This window comes from Actinoplanes sp. NPDC023714, assembly GCF_040639855.1.
Classification (GTDB): Bacteria; Actinomycetota; Actinomycetes; order Mycobacteriales; family Micromonosporaceae; genus Actinoplanes.
Genome location: NZ_JBFAAR010000004.1, coordinates 497529 through 520717 on the forward strand (window position 1 = coordinate 497529; position 23189 = coordinate 520717).

Consider the following 23189-nt stretch of genomic DNA (forward strand, 5'->3'; position numbering starts at 1 on the left):
TCCGTGATCGGACAGACGGCGGCGCGGTGGGGTGGGTACATACCGGATCCCGGGAGGAGAGCGGATGAGCGCGAGCAAGCGGTACGGCATCGCCGGCGCGGACATCGCCGAGTGGCGGGACCGACTGATCGGACTCAGTCGCAGCCTGCACGACGAGCCGGAGGTCGCCTTCGCTGAGCAGGCATCAGCGGCGAAGCTGGCTGATCTGATGCGGTCGGCCGGGTTCAAGGTCAGCGAAGAGGTCTGTGGTCTTCCGACGGCACTCACCGCCGTGTACGGCGAGGGCGAGCTGACGATCGGGCTCTGCGCCGAGTTCGATGCGCTGCCCGAAATCGGTCACGGATGTGGGCACAACGTCATCTGCGCGATCGCGGCCGGCGCGGCGATCGGGCTGCGGGCCGCCGCCGATCGGTACGGATTCCGGGTCAAACTGCTCGGTACGCCCGCCGAGGAGACCGGCGGCGGCAAGGCGCTGATGCTCGCGGGCGGCGCGTTCGACGACGTGACCGTCGCGATGATGGCGCATCCCGGGCCGATCGACACGGCCGGCGTCCGGGACAGCACCCAGGCGTGCACGCGGCTCGAGGTGATCTATCGCGGACAACCGGCGCATGCGGCCGGAGCACCCTGGGACGGCGTCAACGCGGCCGACGCGGCGGTGGTGGCCCAGGTGGCGATCGGATTGCTCCGCCAGCAGACGCCGCCTTCGTGCCGGATCGCCGGATTCGTCCGGAGCGGCGGGACGGCGATCAACGTGATCCCGGCGGAGTGCGTCCTCGAGTACGAGGTGCGCGCCCCCGACCTCGATCGACTCGACGTCCTGCGGCGGCGGGTGCAGGACTGCTTCACGGCCGGGGCACTGGCGACCGGCGCCACGGTGACGATCCGGCGCACCAGTCCCGACTATCTGGATCTCCGCAACGACCCGTGGCTCATGGAGGCCTACGGCGCGCACCTGGCGGACTTCGGCCGGACCGCCGTGGTGCTGCCGCCGGACTCCGGCAGCGCCTCCACTGACATGGGCAATATCAGTCACGTGGTGCCGTCGATCCACCCGATGATCGGGCTGCGGGGCGCGTCCGCGATGCCGCATACGGCGGAGTTCGCGGTGGCCGCGCGGACCGTCGCGGCGGACGAGGCGGTGATCGACGGCGCGAACCTGCTGGCCCGGGTGGGGATCGATCTGGCGCGCGATTCGGCGCGGCGGGCGGCTTACGTGGCGCTGCACGAGAGCCGTTGATCAGGCTGTCCTCATGAAGTCGGCGAACGTCCGTGTGGGCCGCCACCCCTGCTCACGGGCCCGGTTCGTATTCAGGACTACGGGCGTAGTGAGCTGTTCGACGGCATATCCCGACAGCACCGCCTCCCGCCGCGCCACCCGCGCGACCAGGCCGGACACCGTCGCGGCCGCGCGCACCACCGGCACCGGCACATGCGCGACCGGCACCCCGCACACCGCACCGACGATCTCGTCCCGGCGATAGATCGGATCGTCCGCGACGTTGTAGGGCCCGGCTGACCAGTTTCGGGCAGCGAGGCAGGCGTCGGCGAGGTTCTCGACGGCCGTGAGGCTGAGCGGTATGTCCGGGCCGGGCAGCAGCACCCGGCCACCGCGGACCGCTCGGCGCAGGCGGGGCAGCAGGTGCGGATCGCCCGGACCGTAGACGGCGCGCGGCCGCAACACCACCGCCCCGGCGTTGAGGGCGAGACGTTCGCCGGCCGCCTTCGTACGTCCATAAGCAGTCATGCCACCGAGCGGATGATCCTCCCCGATCGCCCGCGCCCCGGCGGCCGGCCGATAGACGCTCGCGCTGCTCACCCAGATGACCTTGCGCGCCGCGGCCGCTTCGAGCAGGCGCGCCGTCCCGTCCACATTGACCGCCCTGAATGCGGCCTCCGCCGCGCGGCCGGGCGGTGGGTCACCCACCGCGGCGGCGAGATGCAGCACGAGATCAGTTCCGGTCAGATCGGGATCCGTACGCGTCGCGTCCCAGAATCGCTGCTCCCCCACCGGGCCGGGGCGCCGCCCCAGGCATACGACGCTCGCGCCGGCCGCTGCCGCCGCCCGAGCCACAAACCCGCCACAGAACCCGCTGGCCCCGGTGACCGCTACGCGCAGTCCGCCAAGCTCGCCGCCTGCCGTCATCGCGTCGGGGACAGGATCAGGGAGGACCATCCGGGCAGGGCACTTCGGCGATCCACCCGGGCGGTGACCACTCTCGGACGATGAGGGGCGAGCGCAGCGAGTGTGTCGGCCATCTGGACGCGGGCCAGATGAGCGCCCGGACAGGCGTGTCGACCCGCGCCGAACACCAGCTGCGAGACGTGAGCCGGCGCCGGGGAGACGGGATCCGGGTCGGTGCGGTGGGCGTCCACGGCGTGGCGGGCCAGCAGGATGAGGCGGTCGCCGGCGTGCACGGGGCAACCGGCGATCGTGCCGTCCGCGGCGGCCACGCGGGGAAGCAGCGGTGTCGGGGCGGTCACCCGCAGCAGCTCGGTCACCAGGGATTCGAGGGCGCGGGGTTCGAGGGCGCGGGATTCGGGGGCGGAGTCCGCATACCCCCACAGGGAGGCGTCGGCGCACCACGCGGCGGCCCGCGGAACGGCCGCCACCGTCGTGTTGACGGCCGCCACCGCGAGGATGGCGGCGGTGGGGGATCCGACCAGGGCGTTCAGGCGGGCGGCCGCCTCTTCGGCCGCCTTGCGGGCTCCGGGTCTGGGCAGGCCGGGCAGGTGGTCGCGGGCGCCGGCCGCCGCCGCCTCGCGCGCCGCCGCGGCCAGTACCGCGCCGTCGACGTCGAGGCCCAGCATCGCCGCCGTCGTCGCGCCGGACAGGGATGCCGCGAGGTCGACCACGTCTATCGGGCGGCCTTCCGCCAGGGGCGCGATCCGTTCGGCCAGCACCGAGGTCCACACGGGACGGAGGGTTGCCACGCCTTCGGTTCCTAAAGAATCGGCAAGGGTACGTCGTGAAGCCCTGTGCGCAGCACCCTCCTGGTCGAAGAGCAGGCCCCCGCCGGTGAGGCGACCGGCCGCGCCGCCGGTGGTGCCTTCGGCGGTCCGGTCGAGGGGTACCCGCAGCAGCCCGTCCAGGTAGGCCTCCCGGGAGTGGGCGAGCACGGTGCCGCCCAGCCGCAGCGCCGGCCATCGGCGGGTGGCAGCAAGCAGCGCGAACAGCACCGGATGGCTCGCGAGATACACCCGTCGATCACGCCGCCGGGCCCGCCGCATCCCGGCAGCGGTGGGGAAAGCATCGGTGGGGGGAACCGTGGTGGGGGGAGGGGTCATCGGATGTGGACCTCGGCGGGCGCGGACGGGCGATAGCGCCGATCCCAGTGCCACAGCAGCGTCCGCCTCGGGCCCCACGCCCTCAACCGGCGCAGGCTCGACTCGACCACCATGTCCTCGGCGCGGACCACGCGGTCGGTGTGGCGCCGCGCCCGGTTCAGCAGGGTGACGTCCTCGGAACCGTCCTCGAGCGCCTCCCTCGCCGTGCCGCCGCAGCTCAGGTAGAGCCACGCGCTCATCGCCAGGTTGTGGCCGTGTACCAGGACGTACGGCGTACGGAAATCGGGCGTCCGATGCGCCCGGCGGAAGCGGCCGTAGGTCGCCGCCAGCCGCACCGCGCCGGGCAGGAGGACGCGCTCGGTCCACGATGGATTCTCGTCGCGTCGCGGGATGCTGCGGCCGCACACCATTTCGGCGCCGCTTTCGAGGTACGAACGGAGCGTCGCGATCCAGTCCGTCGCCGGAAGGCAGTCGGCGTCGGTGCGGGCCAGCATCGTGGCGCCGCCGGCGATCGCATGGCGGAACCCGGTGTCGGCCGCGGTCCCGGCGCCCGGCGAGGGCTCGGTGACGATCTCGACGGGGAACGGGGCCGTCGCGGCGAAACGGCGTACCACTCCGGCGGTGTCGTCGGTGCTGGCGTTGTCCACGACCACGAGGCGGAAGCCGGGATCCGACTGGGCGGCGAGAGCGGCCAGCGTGCCGCCGATCGAGGACGCCTCGTTGAAAGCGGGGACGATCACCGCGAGGGTGCTCATCCTCGTACCCCGGAGAAGCCGGCGGCGAATCTCGCCGCCGCCGCCCGATCGGGTTTGCGGGACCGGCCCGCCAGGGGGATCGGGGCGAAGATCACGCGGTCGGGCCGGGCCGTGCCCATGCGCTGCAGCGGATCACGCAGGGCGGCGCGCACCCGCTCCCGGTCGGCGCCCGGAGCCGTCTCGATCAGGGCGACCAGCTGCTCGTCGCCGTCGCCGGCCGGTACGCCCACGAGCACGGCCAGCGACACGCCGGGCACGTGCAGCGACGGCTCGTAGAGGCCGGGATAGATGTTCTCGGCCCGGCGCAGGATCATGTCCTTGGCGCGCCCGGCCAGGACGACCCGGCGGCCGTCGAGGCGGGCCAGGTCGCCGGTGGAGACCCACTCGTGCGGGTCGTCGCCGAGATAGCGGTCGCAGACACCGGCGCCGGACAGTTCGAGGAGGCCGGTGCCGGAGGTCTCGCTCGACATTCCCGACAAATCCGAAATGTCGGGCAAGGGGGAACCGGTTCGCGCGAGGCGGGCGCTCACTCCCGGCAGCAACGCGCCGACCAGGTCGCCCTCGCCGTCGAACGCCGCCTTGGCGGTCGCCTCCACCGCGGCGGCCGGGAAGACCTCGGTGAGGGCGTAGACGCACCACGCCTCCTCCGCGCCGGCCGCGCGGACCCGGGACAGCAGCTGCGCCGACACCGGCGCCGATCCACTGTAGACGCGCCCGCGGAAACGCACGCCGGCGTCGAGTGCGGCCCGCAGCTGCGGCGGCGTCAGGTAGATCGCCTGCGGCCGCAGCGTGGCGATCTGGCGGCCGAGGGCGCGGGGACGGCGGGCCGGGAAGGCCACCGGCGCGCCGGCCGCTAGGGACGGCAGCATCACGAAGAAGGTGCCGCCGAGGATCGGCACCCCGGCGGCCGGCCGGACCAGATCGGTCACCGCCTCGAGGCCGGATGCCAGGCCGGCCCGGGTGTGCACGACCGCGCGGGGCCGGGACGTCGTCCCCGAGGTGAAGATGATGACCGCGTCGCCGTCGCCCTCGTAGGCGGCCGGCGGCGGGCCGCTGACCGGCTTCAACGCGGGCGCGTTCCCGGGCAGGCGGCGGCCCGCGGTGACGGCCGGGCCGAGCGAGGCGAGGTCGGGGAGGGCGAGGCCGGCCCGGCGGGCCAGTGGGGCGGCCCAGCCCGCCACCGCCTGGGCGGCCGCGTCCGCGACGATCAGATCCGGACGGGCCAGGGCGAGGCGGGCGGCCAGGACGTCCGGGCCGGCGTGCGGGTCGACCACGGCGACGCGGGCGCCGATCCGGTACGCGGCCAGCAGCAGCGCGAGCGACCGCGGGCCGGGCCGGACCGCCAGCCCCACCGTGTCGCCGGCCCCGATGCCGCGGGCCGCGAGCGCCGCCGCGTACCCATCGCGCAGCTCGGCCAGATCGCCGCGGGACAGGCGCGCGGAGATCAGCGCCGGGGTGTCGTCGCCGGGCCGCAGGCCGGCGTTCAGACGATCGAGGATCATCGCGGATCCGGGCTCATGTCGCCGCTGCCCTGGTCGAGGTACCAGCGGGCGGTCCGCAGCACCCCGTAGGCGCGGATCCGCCGCGTCGAGTTCTCCACCACCATGGTGCGGCTCCGGACGATCGACGCGGTGGTGCGCCGCACCCGGTTCAGGAACAGCCGGTCGGTCGGCGACGGGCGGCGCGGCATGCCACCGCACGCCTCGTAGAGCGCCGCGGTGATCGCCATGTTGTTGCCGGCGTGCATCCGGTACGGCGCCAGGTATCCCTCGTCGCGGTGCGCGGGCCGCAGCCGGCCGAAGAGCGCGGCCAGCCCGACCAGGCCCGCGAAGAACGCCCGGCCGGCCGGTCCGTGCTCGTCGCGGCGCGCCGTGATCCGCCCGCACACCATCCCGGCGCCGCCGTCGAGCGCCGCCCGCGCCGCGGCCACCCACCCCGGTCGTGGCAGGCAGTCCGCATCCGTACGGGCGATGAGCTGCGCTCCCGCGGCGATGGCGTGCCGGAAGCCGGTGTCGACGGCGCAGCCGACCCCCTTCTCCGGTTCGCTGAGGACGTGCACCGGGAACGGCGCGCAGGCCGCGAACGACCGGACCGCCTCCGCCGTCGTGTCGGTCGAGCCGTTGTCGACGACCAGCAGCTCGAAACCGGTGTCGGTCTGCGCCGCGAGGGCGTACAGGGTCGCGCTGATCCGGGCCGCCTCGTTGTACGCCGGCACCACCACCCACAGCCGGGTGCTCACGACCGCTCCCAGACCATCGTCATGAGGCTCACGCCGCCGCCGAGCCCGACCAGCAGCACCCGGTCGCCGGGTGCGAGGCCACTGTGGATCCGGGCCAGCTGGACGCCGAGGGTGGCGCTGGCCATGTTGCCCAGATCGGTCACGGTGATCTCCAGCTTCTCCCGGGGGACGCCGGTGACCTCGACGAAGCGGTCCAGGTACGGCAGCGTCACCTGATGCACGAGGATTCTGGCGTAGTCGCCGAGCTCCAGGCCGGTACGGCTGCGCACCCGGTCGAGGATGCCGGCGCCGACCTTCTCGAACACGCCGCGCAGCCGGTGGCCGTCGCCGGCGAAGTAGGTGTGCTCGTCGCCGCGCGGGTGCCGGGAGCCGCCGCCCGGGATGCCGCCGGCCGTCCAGTGCTCGGAGTGCGTCTCGCTGTCGATGTCGAGGATGCCGCCCCGGTCGACCGGCTCCACCACGACGGCCGCGCCGGCGTCGCCGAACGTGTAGCCGGCGAACGACTTCCGGGCGTCGGCGAGGCTCGTGGTGAGGCGCATGGCCCGGGTCGGCGTCTCGCCGGTGACGACGAGGGCGCGCCGGGCCCGGCCCGCCAGGATCATCGAGCGGGCCAGGTCGATGCCGTTCACGAAGCTGTTGCAGGCGTTCGTGACGTCGAGCGCGTGGGCCCGGCTGCCGAGCGCGTCCTGCAGGATGTGCGCGGTGGCCGGCTCGACCATGTCCCGGCTCGCCGAGGCGAACAGCAGCAGGTCGACGTCGAGCGGGTCGAGGTCCGCCTGGGCGAGGGCGCGGCGGGCCGCGTGCAGGCCGAGCGTCGACGCGTACTCGCCGGCGGCCGCGATCCGGCGCCTCTCGATGCCGGTGAGCCGGGCGAACAGCCCGCCCGGCAGCCTCGTCGAGACCTGTTTCTGCAGCTCGGCAGTGGTGACTTCGTGCTCCGGGAGGTACGAGCCCACCCCGGTTATACCGACCTGCATCTGTTCGCGCGTCCCCGGCCTCAGTCGATCAAAGCGTTTATTCTGCGGTCACCGGGGAACTACGTCCATTCGGACTCAGGGCTTGCGAATTCCGTCCGATAAGACGACCATGCCGGAACAGCTCTTCCTGGTCGGCAATCTGGGCACCATGATCACTTACGCGGCGCTGTCGGCGGTCGTGACGGTCCCGCTCGCCCGATCCGGCCAGCTGCGGAGCAACCGGCTCGCCGTGGTCACCGCGCTGATCTTCCTGTCCTCGTCGGTGGTGCACGGGCTCCACGCGTACATCTCCGTCGTCAACCTGGATCAGGACGCTCACGCCGTACCCATGATCTGGGTCTGGATCCTCGCCTGGTGGAACGTGGTGACCTGCGCGATCGGGCTCTGGTACTGGGCGGTGCGCCGGCGGTACCGGGTGCAGGTGCGGGGCGGCGCGATCTTTGTGGATCCGCGCGGCGAGCAGCGGCTGGCCGAGGCGGACGCGCGCGAGCAGCAGGCCCGGGCCATGCTCGAGGCGGTGGTCGAACACACCGACGACGCGATCATCGGGGTGTCGCTGGGCGGCGCCGTGAACGCCTGGAATCCGGGCGCGGAACGGCTCTTCGGCTGGGCCGCCGACGAGATCATCGGGCGGCCGATCACGGTGCTCGCCGACCCGGAGGGCCTGGACCAGCAGATGGACATCGCCCAGCGGCTCGCCCGCGGCGAACGGGGCATCCACTACGAGTCGCGGCGGTACGCGAAGGACGGCACCCCGGTCGAGGCGTCGTTCAGCGTGGCGCCGGTCCGGGACGCGGCCGGCGAGATCTCCGGCGCGGCGATCGTGGTGCGCGACGTGACCGCCGCGAAGGCCGCCGCCGAGCAGCAGCGGGCGGTCGAGGAGCGCACGCATCAGGCGCAGCGGATGGAGGCCCTCGGCAAGCTGGCCGGCGGGGTGGCGCACGACTTCAACAACATCCTCGCGATCATCGTGAACTACACCGACTTCGCGACCGAGCAGGCGGCCGGCAACGACGCGCTGAGGGGTGACCTCGAGCACGTCCGCAACGCCGCCGACCGGGCCATCAACCTGACCCGGCAGCTGCTCACCTTCACCCGCGGCGACACGATCCAGCCGCAGGACGTCGATCTGAACGCGGCACTCGCCGAGGTCCAGGCGATGCTCGGGCGCACCATCGGCGAGCACATCAACCTGATCACGGTGCCGTCGGCCGAGCCGATCACCGTGCACGCCGACCCCGGTCAGCTGCAGCAGGTGCTGCTCAACCTCGCCATCAACGCCCGGGACGCGATGCCCGACGGCGGCACCCTGGTCCTCGAGGCGAACGCGGCCGCCCTGGACGGCGAGGAACTCGACATGCAGCCCCCGCTGGCCGCCGGAACCTATGCCCGGATGCTGGTCAGCGACACCGGCGAGGGGATGTCGGCGGAGACCGCGGCGCGCATCTTCGAGCCGTTCTACACGACCAAACCCCGCGGCAAGGGTACGGGCCTGGGCCTCAGCACCGTCTACGGCATCGTGACCGAGGCGGGCGGAAGCCTCAACGTCTACTCGGAGCTCGGCGTCGGCACCACGTTCCGGATCTATCTGCCGATCGTGACCGCGCCGGGCCGGTCCGGACCGGCCGCCTCCCGTCAGGAGCCGCCGGACGGCGCCGGGCGGACCGTGCTCGTCGTCGAGGACGAGGCGGTGCTGGCCCGGGTGGTGACGCGGATCCTGGTGAACGGCGGGTACCACGTGCTGACCGCGACCGGCGGGGAGGAGGCGCTCACCCTGTTCCGGCTGCACGGCTGCGACGCGCTGCTCACCGACGTGATCATGCCGGAGATGTCCGGCCGCCGGGTCGCCGAGGTGATCCACGAGTCCCGGCCCGGGCTGCCGGTGCTCTACATGTCGGGGTACAGCAACGGGCTGCTCGGCACGACGCATGTGCTCGACGGGGACATCGCGTTCATCGAGAAGCCGTTCACGGCCGTCGATCTGCTGCTCAAGATGGGTTCTTCATTCCCTCAGGGAACGAATGTGGAGAGCACCACGGTCAGCTGAGGCAGCGTGGCGAGCCAGGAGTCCCGGGCCGTCCGCCACTCGATCAGGTACGACTCGGCGCCGTTCGCGACGATCTGGTGCAGCCCGCGCATCACGTTCTTGTCGCCGTCGAGGAACGTGTACTCCCAGACCGCCCCGGCCGCCTTCGGAAGCGCTTCGATCCGCAGCCGCCGGTAGGCCGGGACCCGGATCTCCTCCTCCTGCGCCAGCAGGCCGGCCACCAGATCGCCGGCCGGGCCGGGCCAGCGGCTCACCCGCAGCGTCGCGCCACCCTCCGGATCGGCGAACGCCACCACGCCGTCGGCGCGCGGATCCGGCCGCCAGCCCTCCGGAACCGCCACCCGGAAACCGCTCGGATCCGCCCACCAGCCGAAATCATCGGGCAGCGCCTGCACGGCCGGCGGTCTCGGCGGCTGCTCGGCAGGCCCGTGCCGGCCGCGGGCGTTCGCGGCGACCGCGGCGAAGAGCGCGAGCAGGACGATGACGGCGGCGGCCGCGGTGAGGCGGCGGCGCAGCCAGGGCCTTCCGAGGTCGGCCGGCTCGTCGACGGAGCGGCCGAGCTTCTGCGGGCTTTCGTCCGCGGGGCCGGCGTCCGTCCCCGCAGGTGCGGCGTCCATCACCACAGGGCTGGCGTCCATCACCGCAGGGCTGGCGTCCATCACTGCGGAGGCCGGTTCGGATTCCGCAGCTGGTCGATCCGTTCCGGCGCTTTCCTTATCCGACAAATCCGAATTGTCCGCACTGGTCGGGCCATGGGGGTCGGTTGAGCCCGCGCCTGAGCCCGATCCCGCGCCCGCGCTCGCGGCTGATCTGGCACTCGAAGCCGATCCCGGCGCCACCGGCTCGACGACGACGCCTCTCTCCGCCGCGGTGGCCTCGTGGGCCGGCTCCGGCAGCCCCCGGCGCAGCCGGCGCGGCCGCCACCAGGTACGCGGCTTGCGCAGACCGGCGGCCCTGCGGAGTTTCGCTTCGAGGTCGGCGGGGGTGAGGCGGGTCGCCGGGTCGCGGCGGAGGAGGCCGGTCAGTACCGGGGTGAGCAGGCCCGCCTGGCGGGGCGGCTCGGGCTCGGTGTCGGCCAGGGCTCGCAGCACGCCGGTGGTGCTGGGGCGGATGAACGGCGGGCGGCCCTCGACCGCGTGGTAGAGCGTCGCGCCGAGCGACCACAGGTCGGAGGCGACCGTCGAGGAGTGCTCGAAGAGGCGTTCCGGGGCGATGTATTTGGGGGAGCCCAGCACGACCCCGGCGTCGGTGAGGGCGGTGATGCCGGCGGCCGTCACGGCGGGACCGAAATCGGTCAGCACGACCCGGCCGTCGTCGCCGATGAGCACGTTGCCGGGCTTCACGTCGAGGTGCAGCACGCCGGCGTCGTGCGCGGCGGTCAGCGCGGCGAGCAGGGCGAGGCCGATCTCGGCGACCCGGGCGGCGGGCAGGGCGCCCTCGGACTCGACGATCTCCTGGAGGGAGCGGGAGGGCACGTATTCCATGACGATCCACGGGCCGGCCGCGTCCGGGCAGACCTCGAGGGTGTGGATCACGTTGGGGTGGCGGACCCGGGCGGCGGCGCGGGCCTCCGGGAACGCCCACTGGCGGACCACGTCGCGCTGGGCCGGGGCGAGACCGTCCGGGATGGTGCACTGCTTGAGGGCGACCTGGCGGGCGACGCCGGCGCGGTCGTCGCTGGCGAGCCAGACGTGGCTCATCCCACCGTTCGCGAGCGGGCGGACGATGCGGTAGCGGCCGGCGACGACCTCTCCCACCGGAACCATGCCGTCCCCTCGGTTGTGGGTGCTCATTGAAGCGCTGTCGATGCTATGGGACGAGAAGCGTTGTGCGACTGTCGGATTTCTGGTGATCCGCGATGATCCTGATCACTCGACCGACGTGGACGGTGGGCGTAACGTCTGCCATGAGGTGACCCTCGGCAATCTTTCGATTATTCACTGTAATCAAACTCGGGCACCGCCAGTAGTGGCTGGGGTGGGAGATCATGCGCGTAGCTGGGCGGATCATGCAATGCCTGGTCGTCCCGATCTTTTGCGCCGCCCTGCTCACCGGCGGTTCCGCCGTCCGGGCCGGCCACACTCCGGCAACCGAGAATTCAACGGTCCCGGTCCGGAATGTGGGACGGCTCGCGCCGGACACCGCGCCCGATCTCGCAGTCCGTCTCCAGGCCCTGTTCGGGCAGCATTCGGTGCTCGCCGCCGACCTGATGCGCAGCCGGATCCGCGGCGACGACGACTTCGTGCAGGCAGCGAACGCCGCGCTGGGCCGGAATACCGAGGCGATGGTCGATCTCATGGCCCGCCTCTTCGGGTCGGACATGGTGGGCGAATTCGGCCCGATGTGGACGGAACACGTCGTCGAGCTGGTCGCGTACGCCAGCGCCGTGGCGAACCGTGACGACGCCGCGCGGGAGCACGCGCGGGAGGAGCTCGTCGAGTACGAGGGGGAGCTGAGCGCCTATCTCGCCGGACTGTCGGATGGCCGACTCGACGGGCAGGCCGCCCACCACGCGCTCGCGGCGCACGTCGGCCATCTCACCGAGCAGGCCGACGCGTACGCGGCCGGCGACTGGGCGACGGCGGATCGGATCTACCGGGAGGGATACCGCCATCTGTACGACGTGGGCTTCGTCCTCGCCGACGCCCTGCTGCCGGCGGTCGAGCGGCCGGCCCTGCGCGAGCCGGTCTGGCGCCTGCGATCCCAGCTGGGCCGGGTGCTGGCCGAACACGTCGTCCTCGTCGAGCACGTGACCAGGGCCGCCGTCGGGAACACCCCGGACTTCGACGCCGCCGCCTCGATGATCAACGGGAACACCCGGGACCTGGTCGCGGCGATGTCGGCGCTCTTCGGGACGGCCACGGCGCGCGACTTCCGGGAGATCTGGGGCGATCACGTCGAGTTGCTGGTCGCCTACAGCGGCGCGCTCGCGCGGGGAGATCAGGGTGCGCAGGCGCGGGCCCGCAAGGGCCTTCAAGGGTACGAGGGGCAGATCGCGGAATTCCTCAGCGACGCCACCGGGGACCGCTTGACGGCGACCCGGCTCGCGACCGCGTTCGCCGGCCACGACGACATGCTCCTCCGGCACGCCGACGCGTTCGCGGCCCGCGACTTCGTAGCCGCCCACGACATCGCCTACGCGGCGTACGAGCACGAGTTCGACCTGGCCCGCGAGATGGCCGACGCCTTCGGCGCGACGGTCGGCACCCGGCTCCCGCGAGGTGGCGCGCAGACCGGCCTCGGCGGCCTCGCCACCCAGGAAAGCGCTGCCGGGGAAGGTGGCACCCGGGCGGGCGCTGCCCGGGAAAGTGGCACCCCGGTGGGCGCTGCCCGGGGAGGCGGCACCCGGGCGGGCGCTGCCCACGACGGTGGCGGGCATGGATCGGGGGCGGGCACGGAAGGTGTGGGCGGGTGAGGGCCGGCGTCGTGGGATGGCGCACCGCAGTGGGCGTCACGGCGTACGCGGGCATCTTGCTCTTGATCCTGGGTCCTCAGCCCTTGCGGCCGTCGACTGTGGACCGTGGGGGGATCGGCGGGACGGTGCGGGCTGATGCTTTCCGGTCGGAGAGTGGCGAAGTCGGGGTGGCCGATCCGGTGCGGGTGCGGATCCCGGCGCTGGGGGTGAGCAGCCGGCTGCAATGGCTCGGCGTGCTCGCGGACGGGACCGTCGCGGTGCCGGACGACCCCGGAATCGCCGGATGGTGGAGGGACGGCCCCCGGCCGGGCGAACCGGGACCGGCGGTCATTCTCGGACACGTCGACTCGCGGACCGGGCCGGGCGTCTTCGTGGCGCTGGCCGGCGCGGCGGCGGGGACATCGGTGCTGGTGGATCGCTCGGACGGCAGCACCGTGACATTCCGGATCAGCGGGGTGTCGCGAGTGGACAAGGACGAGTTCCCGACCGGGCTCGTCTACGCGCCGACGCTCGACGCCACGCTGCGCCTCGTGACCTGCGGTGGTGGGTTCGATCGGAGCCGGAGGAGTTACCGGGACAATGTCATCGCCTACGCGGAACTGGTCTGACCGGCGGATCCTCGCCGTCGCCGGCGCCGCGGTGCTGGCGATCCCCGCCCCCGTGCCCCTCCCGGTGGCGGGCGTCTTCGTGTCCGGCTCGGCCACCACGCTGGTGATCGACCTCGGCGCGGGATCGCCCGAGGACGTGACCGTCACCCGGGACGGAACGCCGCTCGCCGCCCGGATCGAACCCGTCGTCTCTCCCGAGGTGGCGGTGACCCTCGTGGTGGACGCCTCCTCGTCGGGGGCCGCCGCGCTGCCGGGATGGCTCAGCGCCGACGCGCGGTTCGTGCTCGGGCTGCCGTCCGGGGCGCGCTCCGCGGTGGTCGCCGACCAGGCGCCCGCATCGGTGGTCGCGCCGGCCCAGCGGGGACCGTCCGGGATCGTCCGGGCGCTCGGCGAGATCCGCGCAGGTCGGGACCGGGACACCGGGCGGGCGCTGTCGCTGGCCCTCGCGCAGTTCCCGGAGGTGGCCGACGGCCGCCGGGTGGTCCTGCTCTGCACCGGGGCGATGGACGCGGGCGGTCCCTCGGCGGCCTCGCTGGCGGAACGGTTCCGGAACGAGGGCGTGATCCTCGTGGTGGTCGGGCGCGGGGACTTCTGGTCGGCGGCGGCCGGCGGCACGGGCGGGTTCCTGGCCCCGGCCGGTGCGCCCGGCGTGGTGCCCGCTCTCGATCAGGTCGAGGGGGTGCTGGCCGGCCGTCACCTCGTACGTTTTCCGACCCCCGCCCGGACCGGCTCGGTGGTGGTGACCGTGGACGACGCGCAGGTCGTGTTCCGCGGCGAGGCCGTCGTCTCCCCGGAACGCGACGACCGGATCTGGTGGCTGATGGCGCCCGGCGCGGCCGTGGCGCTGTGGCTGCTCGTCCGGGGAGTGTCCCGCCCGGACCGCTCCGGGTCGTCGCGTCCTCCCATCCCGCCGACCGGCACCGGCCCGGCTTCGATGAGGCCGGCGCCGCGCGGGAGGGCCGCCGTGGTCCGGAAATTCGACGATGGTGACATTCCCGTTACCGACTAGTAACGTACTCGTCGGTAGCTAAGGGGGCGCGATGCTTTACGGAGCACCGACCACACGTCGACGCGACGCCCTGCGCAACCGCGCGGCCATCCTCGAAGCCGCCGCCGAGGTGCTGACCCGCAGCGAGGGCTTCGCCCTGATGCCCGAGATCGCCCGCCGCGCCGGCGTCGGCCAGGCCACCCTCTACCGCCACTTCGCCGACCGGCACGCCCTGCTCGCCGGGGTCATCGCCCACCAGCTCGAACTGCTGGAATCCGCCGCCCAGCACGCCGAGTTCCATCAGCTGCTCCGCGAGACCCTGCACTCGCTGATCGCGCGCAGGGGATTGGTCAGCCTGGCCGGCCGCCTCGACCCGGCCCTGCAGGACCGCTATCTGCGGCGGCTCGTCGCCGCCTTCACCGAGCCGCTGCGGAGAGCCCGCGAGAACGGCCATGTCCGGCCCGACCTGCTCCTCGAAGATCTCGGCCTGATATTCGCGATGGTGCGCGGGGCCACGGACCGGGCGGGCGACGCGGGACGCTCGGTCGACCTCCTGCTGGACGGGATCCTCGGACGCTGAACGCGGCGCTCGGCCCGTGTGCCGGCACCCAGCCCTTTACGGCCTGGGATCCTAGGACGCCTTCGCCCAGCCCGGCTCGGCTCAGCCCGGCTCGGCCCCAGCCCGGCTCGGCCCCAGCCCGGCTCGGCCCCAGCCCGGCTCGGCCCCAGCCCGGCTCGGCCCCAGCGCTGGAGCCGGACCCGTGCGCGCTTGCGTCTCCGCGCCTGACCCCTGCGGCCTGGGATCCTAGGACGCTTCAACCGACCCCGACCCCGACCCCGACCCCGACCCCGACCCCGACCTCGGCGCGGCGCTGGAGCCGGACCGTGCGCGCCTCTGTCCCCGCGCCTTGACCCCTTGCGACCTGGGATCCTAGGACGCTGCGACGGAGGCGCCTGCCGGGGACGCTCCGTGGAGCGGGCCCCGCTCACGTCTCCGTCGGAAGTGCCGATTGCAAATGACGTGGGGCAGTCGGCGATCGGTGCGGACGAGCGTGCGGAGCTGGAGCGGCTCCGGCAGGTCGTGTCGACCGCCCCGAACGGGTTCGTCTCGATCGACGAGGACGATGTCGTCACGGATTGGAACCCGGCCGCGGCGCGCCTGCTGGGCTGGGAGGCCGGCGAGATCGTCGGCAGGCCGCTCACCGAGACGCTGATTCCGGAGGAGTTCCGGGAGGCGCACACCGCCGGCATGGCGCGCTATCTCGCGACCGGCCGGCCGTCGGTGATCGGGCGGCCGGTGAGCCTGCCGGCGCTGCACCGGGACGGGCACCGGGTAGAGGTGGAGCTGACCATCTGGCCGTCGTGGGTGCGGGGGCAGCGGCACTTCTACGCGTTCCTGCGGGACATCTCGGAGCAGCGGGCGGCCGCCGAGCGGGCGGCCCGGCGTACGAACGCGCTGCTGTCGACGATCGAGGTGCAGCGGGCCGTCACGTCGGCGGCGGGTGATCGTGAGCTGGCCCTGCGGGTGGTCGCGGAGCAGGCCGTCACCGTGGTCCCGGCCGCGAACGGCGCCGTGGTCGAGCTGATCGAGGGTGACGTGCTGGCCTACACGGCGGGTGCCGGGGCGATGGTCGAGTACGCCGGATACCGGATCCCGATCAACGGCTCGCTCAGCGGGGTGGCGGTCACCGAGAGCGTCGCGGTCTGCTGCGAGGACACCCAGGCCGACCCGCGCGTGGATCCCGAGGCCGCGCGGCGGCACGACGTCCGGTCGCTCTGCATCGCGCCGCTGTACCACGGTGACCGGGTGCTCGGCGTGCTCAAGGTGACCGGGCCGCTGCCCGGAGCCTTCGACGAGGACGACGTGCACCACCTGCAGATCCTGGCGACCGGGCTGGGCTCGGCGCTGATCCACGCCGACGACTACGCCCGCAACGCCGCCCTGCTCGCCCAGCGCACCCGGGCCCTGGAGGCGCTCGAGGCGAGCGAGACCCGGTTCCGGCTCACGTTCGAGAATTCGCCGCTCGGGCTCGCGCTCTCCAGCCTCGAACCCGGCTCGTTCGGCCGGTACATCCACACGAACCCGGCGATGAGCGTGATCACCGGGTACAGCGCCGAGGAGCTGTCCCGGATGACGTTCCGGGACCTGCACCACCCGGACGACGCGGCGGCCACCGAGGAGGGCCTGCGGCGGATGATCGCCGACGGCGTGGACACGGTCCGCGGCGAACGCCGCTACCTGCACAAGGACGGGCACGTGGTCTGGGCGTCGGTCCGCATCGCCGTGGTGCGGGACGCCGGTGCGGTCCCCTCGTACGTCGTGGTGCAGGCCGAAGACGTGACCGCGCAGCGCGCCTCGGACGCCCGCCTGCACCAGCAGGCGCTGCTGCTCGAACTGATCCCGGCCGCGGTCATCGTGCGCGACCTCGACGGCTGCATCCAGTGGTGGAACTCGGGGGCCAGTGAGCTGTACGGCTGGAGCCGGACGGCGGCCCGCGGCAAGCCCACCCACCGGCTGCTCGGCACCGCCTTTGTCGGTAGCGGCTCGATCGAGGAGCAGCGGGAGATGCTCGTGGCGGAGGGCCGCTGGGAGGGTCAGCTCCAGCACCTCACCGCGACCGGCCGCACCCTCACCGTGCTCAGCCGGCAGATCCTGCACCAGCCCGCCGACGCGGACGGCCCGCCCCAGGTCCTGGAGATCAATACCGACATCACCGCGGCCCGCGCCGCCGAGCAGGCCCTCGCCGTGAACGAGCAGCGCTTCCGGGCCCAGTTCACGCACTCCGCGGCCGGCCAGGTGATCCGCGCCCTGGACGGCACGCTGATCGCGGTGAACAGGGCGTTCGCCGAGATGATCGGCCGCGCCCCGGAGGATCTCGCCGGCCGGAACGTCGACGCCGAGGTGATGCGCCCGGAGGACCGGCGGGCCGCCCACCACCAGATCGCCGAGCTCTTCGCCGGGGAGCGCGACTCGTACACCCACGAGCTGCAGATCAAGCACGCCGACGGCCACTGGGTGGACATCGACTGCACCGTGTCGCTGGTCCGCGACCCGTCGGGGCGCCCGAAGCACCTGATCCTGGTCTGTACCGACACCTCGGCCCGCCGCGCCGCCGAGCGGGCCCGCGACCAGGCCGCCGCCGCGCTGGCCGAGCGCAACGCCGAGCTGGAGACCGCCAACCAGCTGAAGCTCGACATCCTCGGGATGCTCGGCCACGAGATCAGCAACCCGCTCTCGGCGATCCTCGGATACTCCGACCTGCTCGCCGACGAGCTGGCCGCGGACACCCCGCACGGCCGGTCGATCGCGATCATCAACCGGCACGCGCAGCGTCTCGACGACATCGTGCGCGAGGTGCTCGCCATGGTCAGCATCGACACCGGCAACATCAACGCCGTCCGGCAGCGGATCTCGCTGCGCCGGGAGGTGGAGAAGGTGATCGAGGACGTCCCGCTGGCGGTCACCGGCGACGACGTCGAGATCCTCTTCCACCCCGGGCATCTCCAGCAGATCGTGGTGAACCTGCTGTCGAACGCCGCGAAGTACGCGGGCGGGGCCACCGGGCTGACCATCGCGCGGGAGGGCGACCGGGCGGTCCTGCGGGTCGAGGACCGCGGCCCGGGTGTGCCGGAGGAGTTCCGCCCACGGCTGTTCGAGCGGCTGACCAGGGCCGACCGGGATGCCGGCAAAGTCCGGGGGACCGGGCTGGGGCTCTACATCGTGCGCAGCCTGGCGCAGGCCAACAACGGCGACGTCCGGTACGAGCCGAACCCGGAGGGCGGCTCGGTCTTCATCCTCGAGGCGGACGTGGCTTGAGCAGAAGCGTCGTGGCTTCCAGGAGCTGAGCGCGCAGGGTCTCGTCGTCCACGTCCGCCAGCGCGGACTCGGCCCCGGCCAGCACGAGGCCGCCGGCGACCATGACGAGGTTCACCCGGGCCTCCGGGGACGGCGCCGGGCCGGTCAGAAGGTCCACCAGGTCGGTGACCGGGGACATCGCGGGGTGCTGCCGGATCAGGCGGGTGACGACCGGGTCGAAACTCAGCACCCGGGAGAGCCTCCGGTTCCGCACCACGAGGTCCACGGCGGCGGCGATGGCGTGCCGGCGGCGGGCCGCCGGGGTACGCAGGGCTGCCGCGGCCTCGGCGATCGACGACAGTTCGGCGAGGACCGGGTCGATCACCGCGAGGACGATCTCCTCCTTCGTCGGGAACTGGTGGTAGACCGCGGCCTTCGTGACCCCCATCCGGTCGGCGATCATCTGCAGCGAGGTGCCGCTCACGCCGTGCTCGGCGAAGAGCTCCAAGGCGGCGGCCACGACTCTCTCCCGTGCCCTGCTCATGCACCGGATCGTACCCAGATCTTGTTTGTGGATAGCCGAGCGGCTACCTTCCCGGAAAATAGCCGATCGGCTAGGGGAGGCATTCATGCCGGAGACATTCGATCGTGAAGTGGACGTGCTCGTGGTGGGCACCGGTGGCGCCGGGCTGACCGCCGCGATCGCCGCCGCCGACGCGGGCGCGACGGTGCTGGTCGTGGAGAGCACCGGGAAGTGGGGCGGCACCACGGCGCTCAGCGGCGGCGGGCTGTGGATGCCGACGAACCCGCTGATCAAGGGCGACGACTCGGTGGAGAAGGCGCTCACCTACATGGAGGCGGCGATCGGCGACGCCGGGCCGGCCAGCTCCCCGGAGCGCCGGCGGGCGTTCGTCGAGACGATCCCCGAGGTCTACGCGCTGCTGGAGCGCGAGGGCGTGCGCTGGGTCGCCTCGCACGACTACCCCGACTACTACCCGGACCGGCCGGGCGGCATGGTCGGGCGCGGCATCGAGGTGGAGCCGTTCGACACGAAGAAGCTCGGCGACTGGTTCGCGACGTTCCGGGGCCGGGACAGCATGCCGGCGCCGCTGAAGACCGACGACGTGTGGCTGCTGTCCCGGGCGTGGTCGACGCCGGGCGGATTCGTCCGGGGAGCGCAGTTCGTCTTCCGTACCCTCTTCGGTCTTGCCCGGGGTAAGCGGCTCTTCGGGCTGGGCTCGGCGCTGACCGCCAGCCTGTTCACGATCGTCCGGAGGCAGGGCACCGAGGTGCTGCTGAACACGCCCCTCACCGAGCTGATCACCGAGGACGGCCGGATCGTCGGCGCGGTCGCCGGCGGCACCCGGATCGGGGCGAAGAGCGTGATCCTCGGCGCCGGTGGGTTCGCCCGGAACAAGGACTGGCGGGAGAAGTACCACGGCGTGGCCGGTTACACCTCGGCGTCCGACGGCGACACCGGCGACGTCATCCGGATCGCCGCCGACGCCGGGGCGAAGCTGGAGCTCATGGACGACGCCTGGTGGGGTGCCTCGGTGCCGCTGCCGGACGGCCACCACCAGTTCGTGCTCTCCGAGCGGTCGATGCCGTACAGCATCGTGGTGAACCAGGCGGGCGAGCGGTACACGAACGAGTCGGCCAGCTACATCGACTTCGGGCACGCCATGCTGGAGGCGGAGAAGGCGGTGCCGTCCTGGCTGATCCTGGACGTCCGGCATCGGCGGCGCTACCTGTTCAACGCCTTCCTGACCGGCACGAAGAAGCTGCGCGAGGCCGGCATCGTGCAGTCGGCGGACACTCTCGACGAACTGGCAGGAAAAATCGGTATAAATCCGGCTAAGTTGCGCGAGACCGTCGACCGCTTCAACGGCTTCGCCCGCTCCGGCGTCGACGAGGACTTCGGGCGCGGCCGGACGGTCTACGACAACTACTACGGCGACCCGACCGTCAAGCCGAACCCGAACCTCGGCCCGATCGAGAAGGGCCCGTTCACCGCGGTCCAGCTGGTCCCCGGCGACCTCGGCACCAAGGGCGGCCTGCTGACCGATTCCGACGGCGCGGTCGTCGGGGTTTCCGGGCTCTACGCGGCGGGCAACACCACCGCGTCGGTGATGGGCCGGACCTACCCGGGACCGGGCTCGACGATCGCTCCGGCGGTGGTGTTCGGGTACCGAGCAGGCCGGGCGGCGGCGGCGAGCCTGGCGACCCGGTAGCCTGAGAACTTCGCATATCCAACAGCGAAGGAGTTGATTTCCGCCGTGGGCGGATACGGGTGGCAAATCGTCCTCGTCGTAGTGCTGGTGCTGCTCAACGCGGCTTTCTCCGGAAGCGAGATGGCTCTCATCTCGTTGCGGGAGAGCCAGTTGCAGCGGCTCGAGAAGCAGTCGCGCACCGGGAGGACGCTCGCCAAGCTGGCGCGGGATCCGAACCGGTTCCTGGCCACCATCCAGATCGGCATCACCCTGGCCGGATTCCTGGCCTCGGCTGCCGCCGCTGTCTCCCTCGCACAGCCCCTGATCAAGCCGCTCAGCTTCCTCGGCTCGGCGGCCGACACCGTGGCGATCGTGCTCGTCACCATCGTCCTGACCTTCTTCACCCTGGTCGTGGGCGAGCTGGCGCCGAAGCGGATCGCCATGCAGCGCGCCGAGGGCTGGGCCATGCTCGTGGCCCGGCCGCTCGACGTCCTCGCGATGATGAGCCGGCCGGTGATCTGGCTGCTCGGCAAGACCACCGACCTGGTGGTGCGCCTCGCCGGCGTCGACCCGGACGCGGGCCGCGAGGAGGTCAGCCCGGAGGAGATCCGGGACATGGTCGCCCAGCAGCAGGACTTCACGGCCGAGCAGCGCACCATCATCTCGGGCGCCTTCGAGATCGCCGACCGGATCCTGCGGGAGATCCTGGTGCCCCGCCGCGACGTGCTGGTCCTGCCGGCCGACACGCCCGCGGCCGAGGCCCTCGACCGGCTGGTCGCGGGGGGTCACTCGCGGGCGCCGGTCACCGGCCCGATGGGCCTCGACGACGTCCTCGGCGTGGTGCACCTGCGTGACCTGATCGGCGCGCAGGGCCCGGTCAGCGGCTACATGTTCAACCCGCTGTTCCTGCCGGAGACGCTGAAGGTGTCCGACGCGATGCGCCAGCTGCGCTCGCAGCGCCAGCAGTTCGCCCTGGTGGTGGACGAGCGCGGCGCCATCGACGGCATCGTCACGATGGAGGATCTGGTCGAGGAGGTCGTCGGCGAGATCTACGACGAGACCGACCGGGACGTGCAGTCGGTGGTCCGGGAGGACGACGGCGCGATGCTGCTGCCGGGCACCTTCCCGATCCACGACCTGCCCGACATCGGCGTCGCCATCGAGGAGCTCGACGCCGGCGACTACACGACGGTGGCCGGCCTGGTCCTGGCGCGGCTGGGGCACATCCCGACCGAGCCGGGCGAGACGGTCGCGATCGACGGCCACACCGCCGAGGTCGTGGAGATCACCGGACGGGCGATCACCCGGCTCCGGCTGCGCCCGCTCGCCGAGGTGCCGTCGGAGGAGGACGCGCACGTCTGACTAGTGGCGTAGCTCGCATCGCGTCCGGTCGCGGTCCCGGCTGCCGCGACCTACGCTGCGCCCATGTCCATGATCATCGCGTTGGCGCTGCTCGGCGCGGTGCTCGCGTTCGCGGTGGCGCGGCCCCGGGGTCTTCCCGAGGCCACCGCCGCGGTTCCCGCGGCGTCGCTGGCCGTCGTGGCCGGTCTGGTCGCTCCGGCGGCGGCCCTTCAAGAGGTACGAGAACTCGCACCGACCGTGGCTTTCCTGGCGGCCGTGCTGGTGCTGGCCTTCACGGCCGAGCGGCACGGCGTCTTCGGGTACGTCGGGGCGGTCGTGGCCCGGTCCGGCCGGGGCCGGCCGCGCCGCCTGCTCACCGCGGTCTTCGGCGCGGCCGCGCTGACCACCGCGGTGCTCAGCCTGGACGCCACGGTGGTGCTGCTCACCCCGGTCGTCTTCGCGGTGGCGGCCCGCGCCGGCGTCCGGCCGCGGCCGCACGCGTACGCCTGCAACCACCTGGCGAACTCGGCCTCGCTGCTGCTGCCGGTCTCCAACCTGACGAACCTGCTGGCGTTCGCGGCGAGCGGCCTCACGTTCGCCGGGTTCGCGGCGCTGATGGCCGCGCCCTGGATCGCGGTGATCGCGGTGGAGTACCTGATCTTCCAGTTCTTCTTCGCCCGGGACCTGGACACGCCCGCCGCGAAGGAGCCGGAGCACCCCGGGCCGGCGCCGCGCTACGCCCTCGGCGTGCTGGCCGGCACGCTGGCCGGGTTCGCCGTGCTCCAGCCGCTCGGCGTCGAGCCGGCCTGGGTGGCGGTGGCCGGCGCGGCGCTGCTGGCCGGGCCGCTGCTGCGCCGCCGGCAGGTCACCGCCCGGAACCTGCTGACCGAGGCGCACCCGCTGTTCTGCGCGTTCGTGCTGGCCCTCGGCGTCGTGGTGCTCGCCGTGCGGGACGCCGGCCTCGGCGACCGGGTCGACAGCCTGATGCCGCAGCACGACGACCTGCTGAGCCTGCTCGGCGCGGCAGTGCTCGCGGCCGTGCTGGCGAACCTGCTGAACAACCTGCCGGCCACGCTCGTGCTGCTGCCGGCCGTGTCGGGTTCGCCGGGCCTGCTGCTCGCCGTGCTCATCGGCGTGAACGTCGGGCCGAACCTCACCTACGTCGGCTCGCTCGCCACCCTGCTCTGGCGCCGCATCCTGCACGCCCGCGACGCGGCCCCGCGTACCCGTGAGTTCCTGACACTAGGCGCCGCCACCGTCCCCCTCGGCCTGGTGGCCGCGGTCACCGCCCTCTGGGCCGGCCTGCACGTCGCGAGAATCTGACCCCACTCCCCGCGTGTCGACTTCGGGTGCGATCCGCGCCCCAACTCAACACGCTGCGCCGGTTCCGCTCGCGCGTGTTGAGTTCGGGTGCGATGCGCGCCTCAAGTCAACACGCTGCGCCGGTTCCGCTCGCGCGTGTTGAGTTCGGGTGCGATGCGCGCCTCAAGTCAACACGCTGCGCCGGTTCCGCTCGCGCGTGTTG

General features: G+C 72.8%; 18 protein-coding genes. 10 read left to right on the forward strand and 8 right to left on the reverse strand.

Features of this window, described 5'->3' with window-relative positions:
• The first annotated feature begins 64 nt into the window (after positions 1-64).
• Entirely contained in the window at positions 65-1240 is a 1176-nt protein-coding gene (locus tag AB0G10_RS21580) for an amidohydrolase (RefSeq protein WP_360924255.1), read from the forward strand.
• Here AB0G10_RS21580 and AB0G10_RS21585 read toward each other — a convergent pair whose 3' ends face one another.
• The 6 genes from AB0G10_RS21585 to AB0G10_RS21610 form a co-directional block, all read right to left on the reverse strand.
• A complete protein-coding gene (locus AB0G10_RS21585; protein WP_360924257.1) occupies positions 1241-2176 on the reverse strand; it encodes an NAD(P)-dependent oxidoreductase in 936 nt (311 codons plus the stop codon). It lies immediately after the preceding gene.
• Positions 2143-3201 (reverse strand): cytochrome P450, encoded by a 1059-nt coding sequence (locus AB0G10_RS21590; RefSeq protein WP_360924260.1) that lies wholly within the window; start codon positions 3199-3201, stop codon positions 2143-2145. Before AB0G10_RS21590 ends, AB0G10_RS21585 begins: the two co-directional genes overlap by 34 nt.
• Before the next feature lie 83 nt (positions 3202-3284).
• A complete protein-coding gene (locus AB0G10_RS21595; RefSeq protein ID WP_360924263.1) occupies positions 3285-4043 on the reverse strand; it encodes a glycosyltransferase family 2 protein in 759 nt (252 codons plus the stop codon).
• Complete coding sequence (locus AB0G10_RS21600; RefSeq protein WP_360924266.1) at positions 4040-5545, reverse strand: class I adenylate-forming enzyme family protein; 1506 nt, start codon at positions 5543-5545, stop codon at positions 4040-4042. The genes AB0G10_RS21595 and AB0G10_RS21600 overlap by 4 nt, the downstream gene beginning before the upstream one ends.
• On the reverse strand, positions 5542-6282 hold the full coding sequence (locus AB0G10_RS21605) for a glycosyltransferase (protein WP_360924269.1): 741 nt from the start codon (positions 6280-6282) through the stop codon (positions 5542-5544). Before AB0G10_RS21605 ends, AB0G10_RS21600 begins: the two co-directional genes overlap by 4 nt.
• Complete coding sequence (locus tag AB0G10_RS21610; RefSeq protein WP_360924272.1) at positions 6279-7259, reverse strand: 3-oxoacyl-[acyl-carrier-protein] synthase III C-terminal domain-containing protein; 981 nt, start codon at positions 7257-7259, stop codon at positions 6279-6281. Before AB0G10_RS21610 ends, AB0G10_RS21605 begins: the two co-directional genes overlap by 4 nt.
• Positions 7260-7368: 109 nt before the next feature.
• On the opposite strand from AB0G10_RS21610, the gene AB0G10_RS21615 reads away from it, so the two are divergent.
• Positions 7369-9306, forward strand: a complete 1938-nt coding sequence (locus tag AB0G10_RS21615) for a PAS domain S-box protein (RefSeq protein ID WP_360924275.1) — start codon at positions 7369-7371, stop codon at positions 9304-9306.
• Here AB0G10_RS21615 and AB0G10_RS21620 read toward each other — a convergent pair.
• Positions 9270-11072, reverse strand: coding sequence for a serine/threonine-protein kinase (locus AB0G10_RS21620; protein WP_360924277.1), 1803 nt, complete (start codon positions 11070-11072; stop codon positions 9270-9272). The genes AB0G10_RS21615 and AB0G10_RS21620 overlap by 37 nt on opposite strands.
• Before the next feature lie 221 nt (positions 11073-11293).
• On the opposite strand from AB0G10_RS21620, the gene AB0G10_RS21625 reads away from it, so the two are divergent.
• The 5 genes from AB0G10_RS21625 to AB0G10_RS21645 all read left to right on the forward strand — a co-directional run bounded on the left by AB0G10_RS21625 (position 11294) and on the right by AB0G10_RS21645 (position 18134).
• Positions 11294-12721 carry a hypothetical protein gene (locus AB0G10_RS21625; protein WP_360924281.1) on the forward strand — a complete coding sequence of 476 codons (1428 nt, stop codon included), beginning with the start codon at positions 11294-11296 and terminating at the stop codon, positions 12719-12721.
• Between the two features lie 167 nt (positions 12722-12888).
• A complete protein-coding gene (locus tag AB0G10_RS21630; protein WP_360924284.1) occupies positions 12889-13329 on the forward strand; it encodes a class F sortase in 441 nt (146 codons plus the stop codon).
• Positions 13301-14338 carry a hypothetical protein gene (locus AB0G10_RS21635; RefSeq protein WP_360924287.1) on the forward strand — a complete coding sequence of 346 codons (1038 nt, stop codon included), beginning with the start codon at positions 13301-13303 and terminating at the stop codon, positions 14336-14338. Before AB0G10_RS21630 ends, AB0G10_RS21635 begins: the two co-directional genes overlap by 29 nt.
• Positions 14339-14369: 31 nt before the next feature.
• Positions 14370-14897 carry a helix-turn-helix domain-containing protein gene (locus AB0G10_RS21640; protein WP_360924290.1) on the forward strand — a complete coding sequence of 176 codons (528 nt, stop codon included), beginning with the start codon at positions 14370-14372 and terminating at the stop codon, positions 14895-14897.
• 423 nt (positions 14898-15320) lie between these two features.
• The gene (locus tag AB0G10_RS21645; RefSeq protein ID WP_360924293.1) at positions 15321-18134 is read left to right on the forward strand and encodes a PAS domain S-box protein; all 2814 of its coding nucleotides are present in this window, start codon (positions 15321-15323) and stop codon (positions 18132-18134) included.
• Here the strand turns inward: AB0G10_RS21645 and AB0G10_RS21650 are convergent.
• Entirely contained in the window at positions 18109-18657 is a 549-nt protein-coding gene (locus tag AB0G10_RS21650; RefSeq protein WP_360924296.1) for a helix-turn-helix domain-containing protein, read from the reverse strand. The two genes, AB0G10_RS21645 and AB0G10_RS21650, sit on opposite strands and share 26 nt — an antisense overlap.
• Before the next feature lie 85 nt (positions 18658-18742).
• Here AB0G10_RS21650 and AB0G10_RS21655 point away from each other — a divergent pair, with 85 nt between their 5' ends.
• The 3 genes from AB0G10_RS21655 (at position 18743) to AB0G10_RS21665 (ending at position 22987) form a co-directional block, all read left to right on the forward strand.
• A complete protein-coding gene (locus tag AB0G10_RS21655) occupies positions 18743-20344 on the forward strand; it encodes an FAD-dependent oxidoreductase (protein WP_360924299.1) in 1602 nt (533 codons plus the stop codon).
• A gap of 45 nt (positions 20345-20389) precedes the next feature.
• Positions 20390-21685 (forward strand): hemolysin family protein, encoded by a 1296-nt coding sequence (locus AB0G10_RS21660; protein ID WP_360924302.1) that lies wholly within the window; start codon positions 20390-20392, stop codon positions 21683-21685.
• 63 nt (positions 21686-21748) lie between these two features.
• On the forward strand, positions 21749-22987 hold the full coding sequence (locus tag AB0G10_RS21665) for an SLC13 family permease (protein ID WP_360924305.1): 1239 nt from the start codon (positions 21749-21751) through the stop codon (positions 22985-22987).
• Positions 22988-23189: the final 202 nt, after the last annotated feature.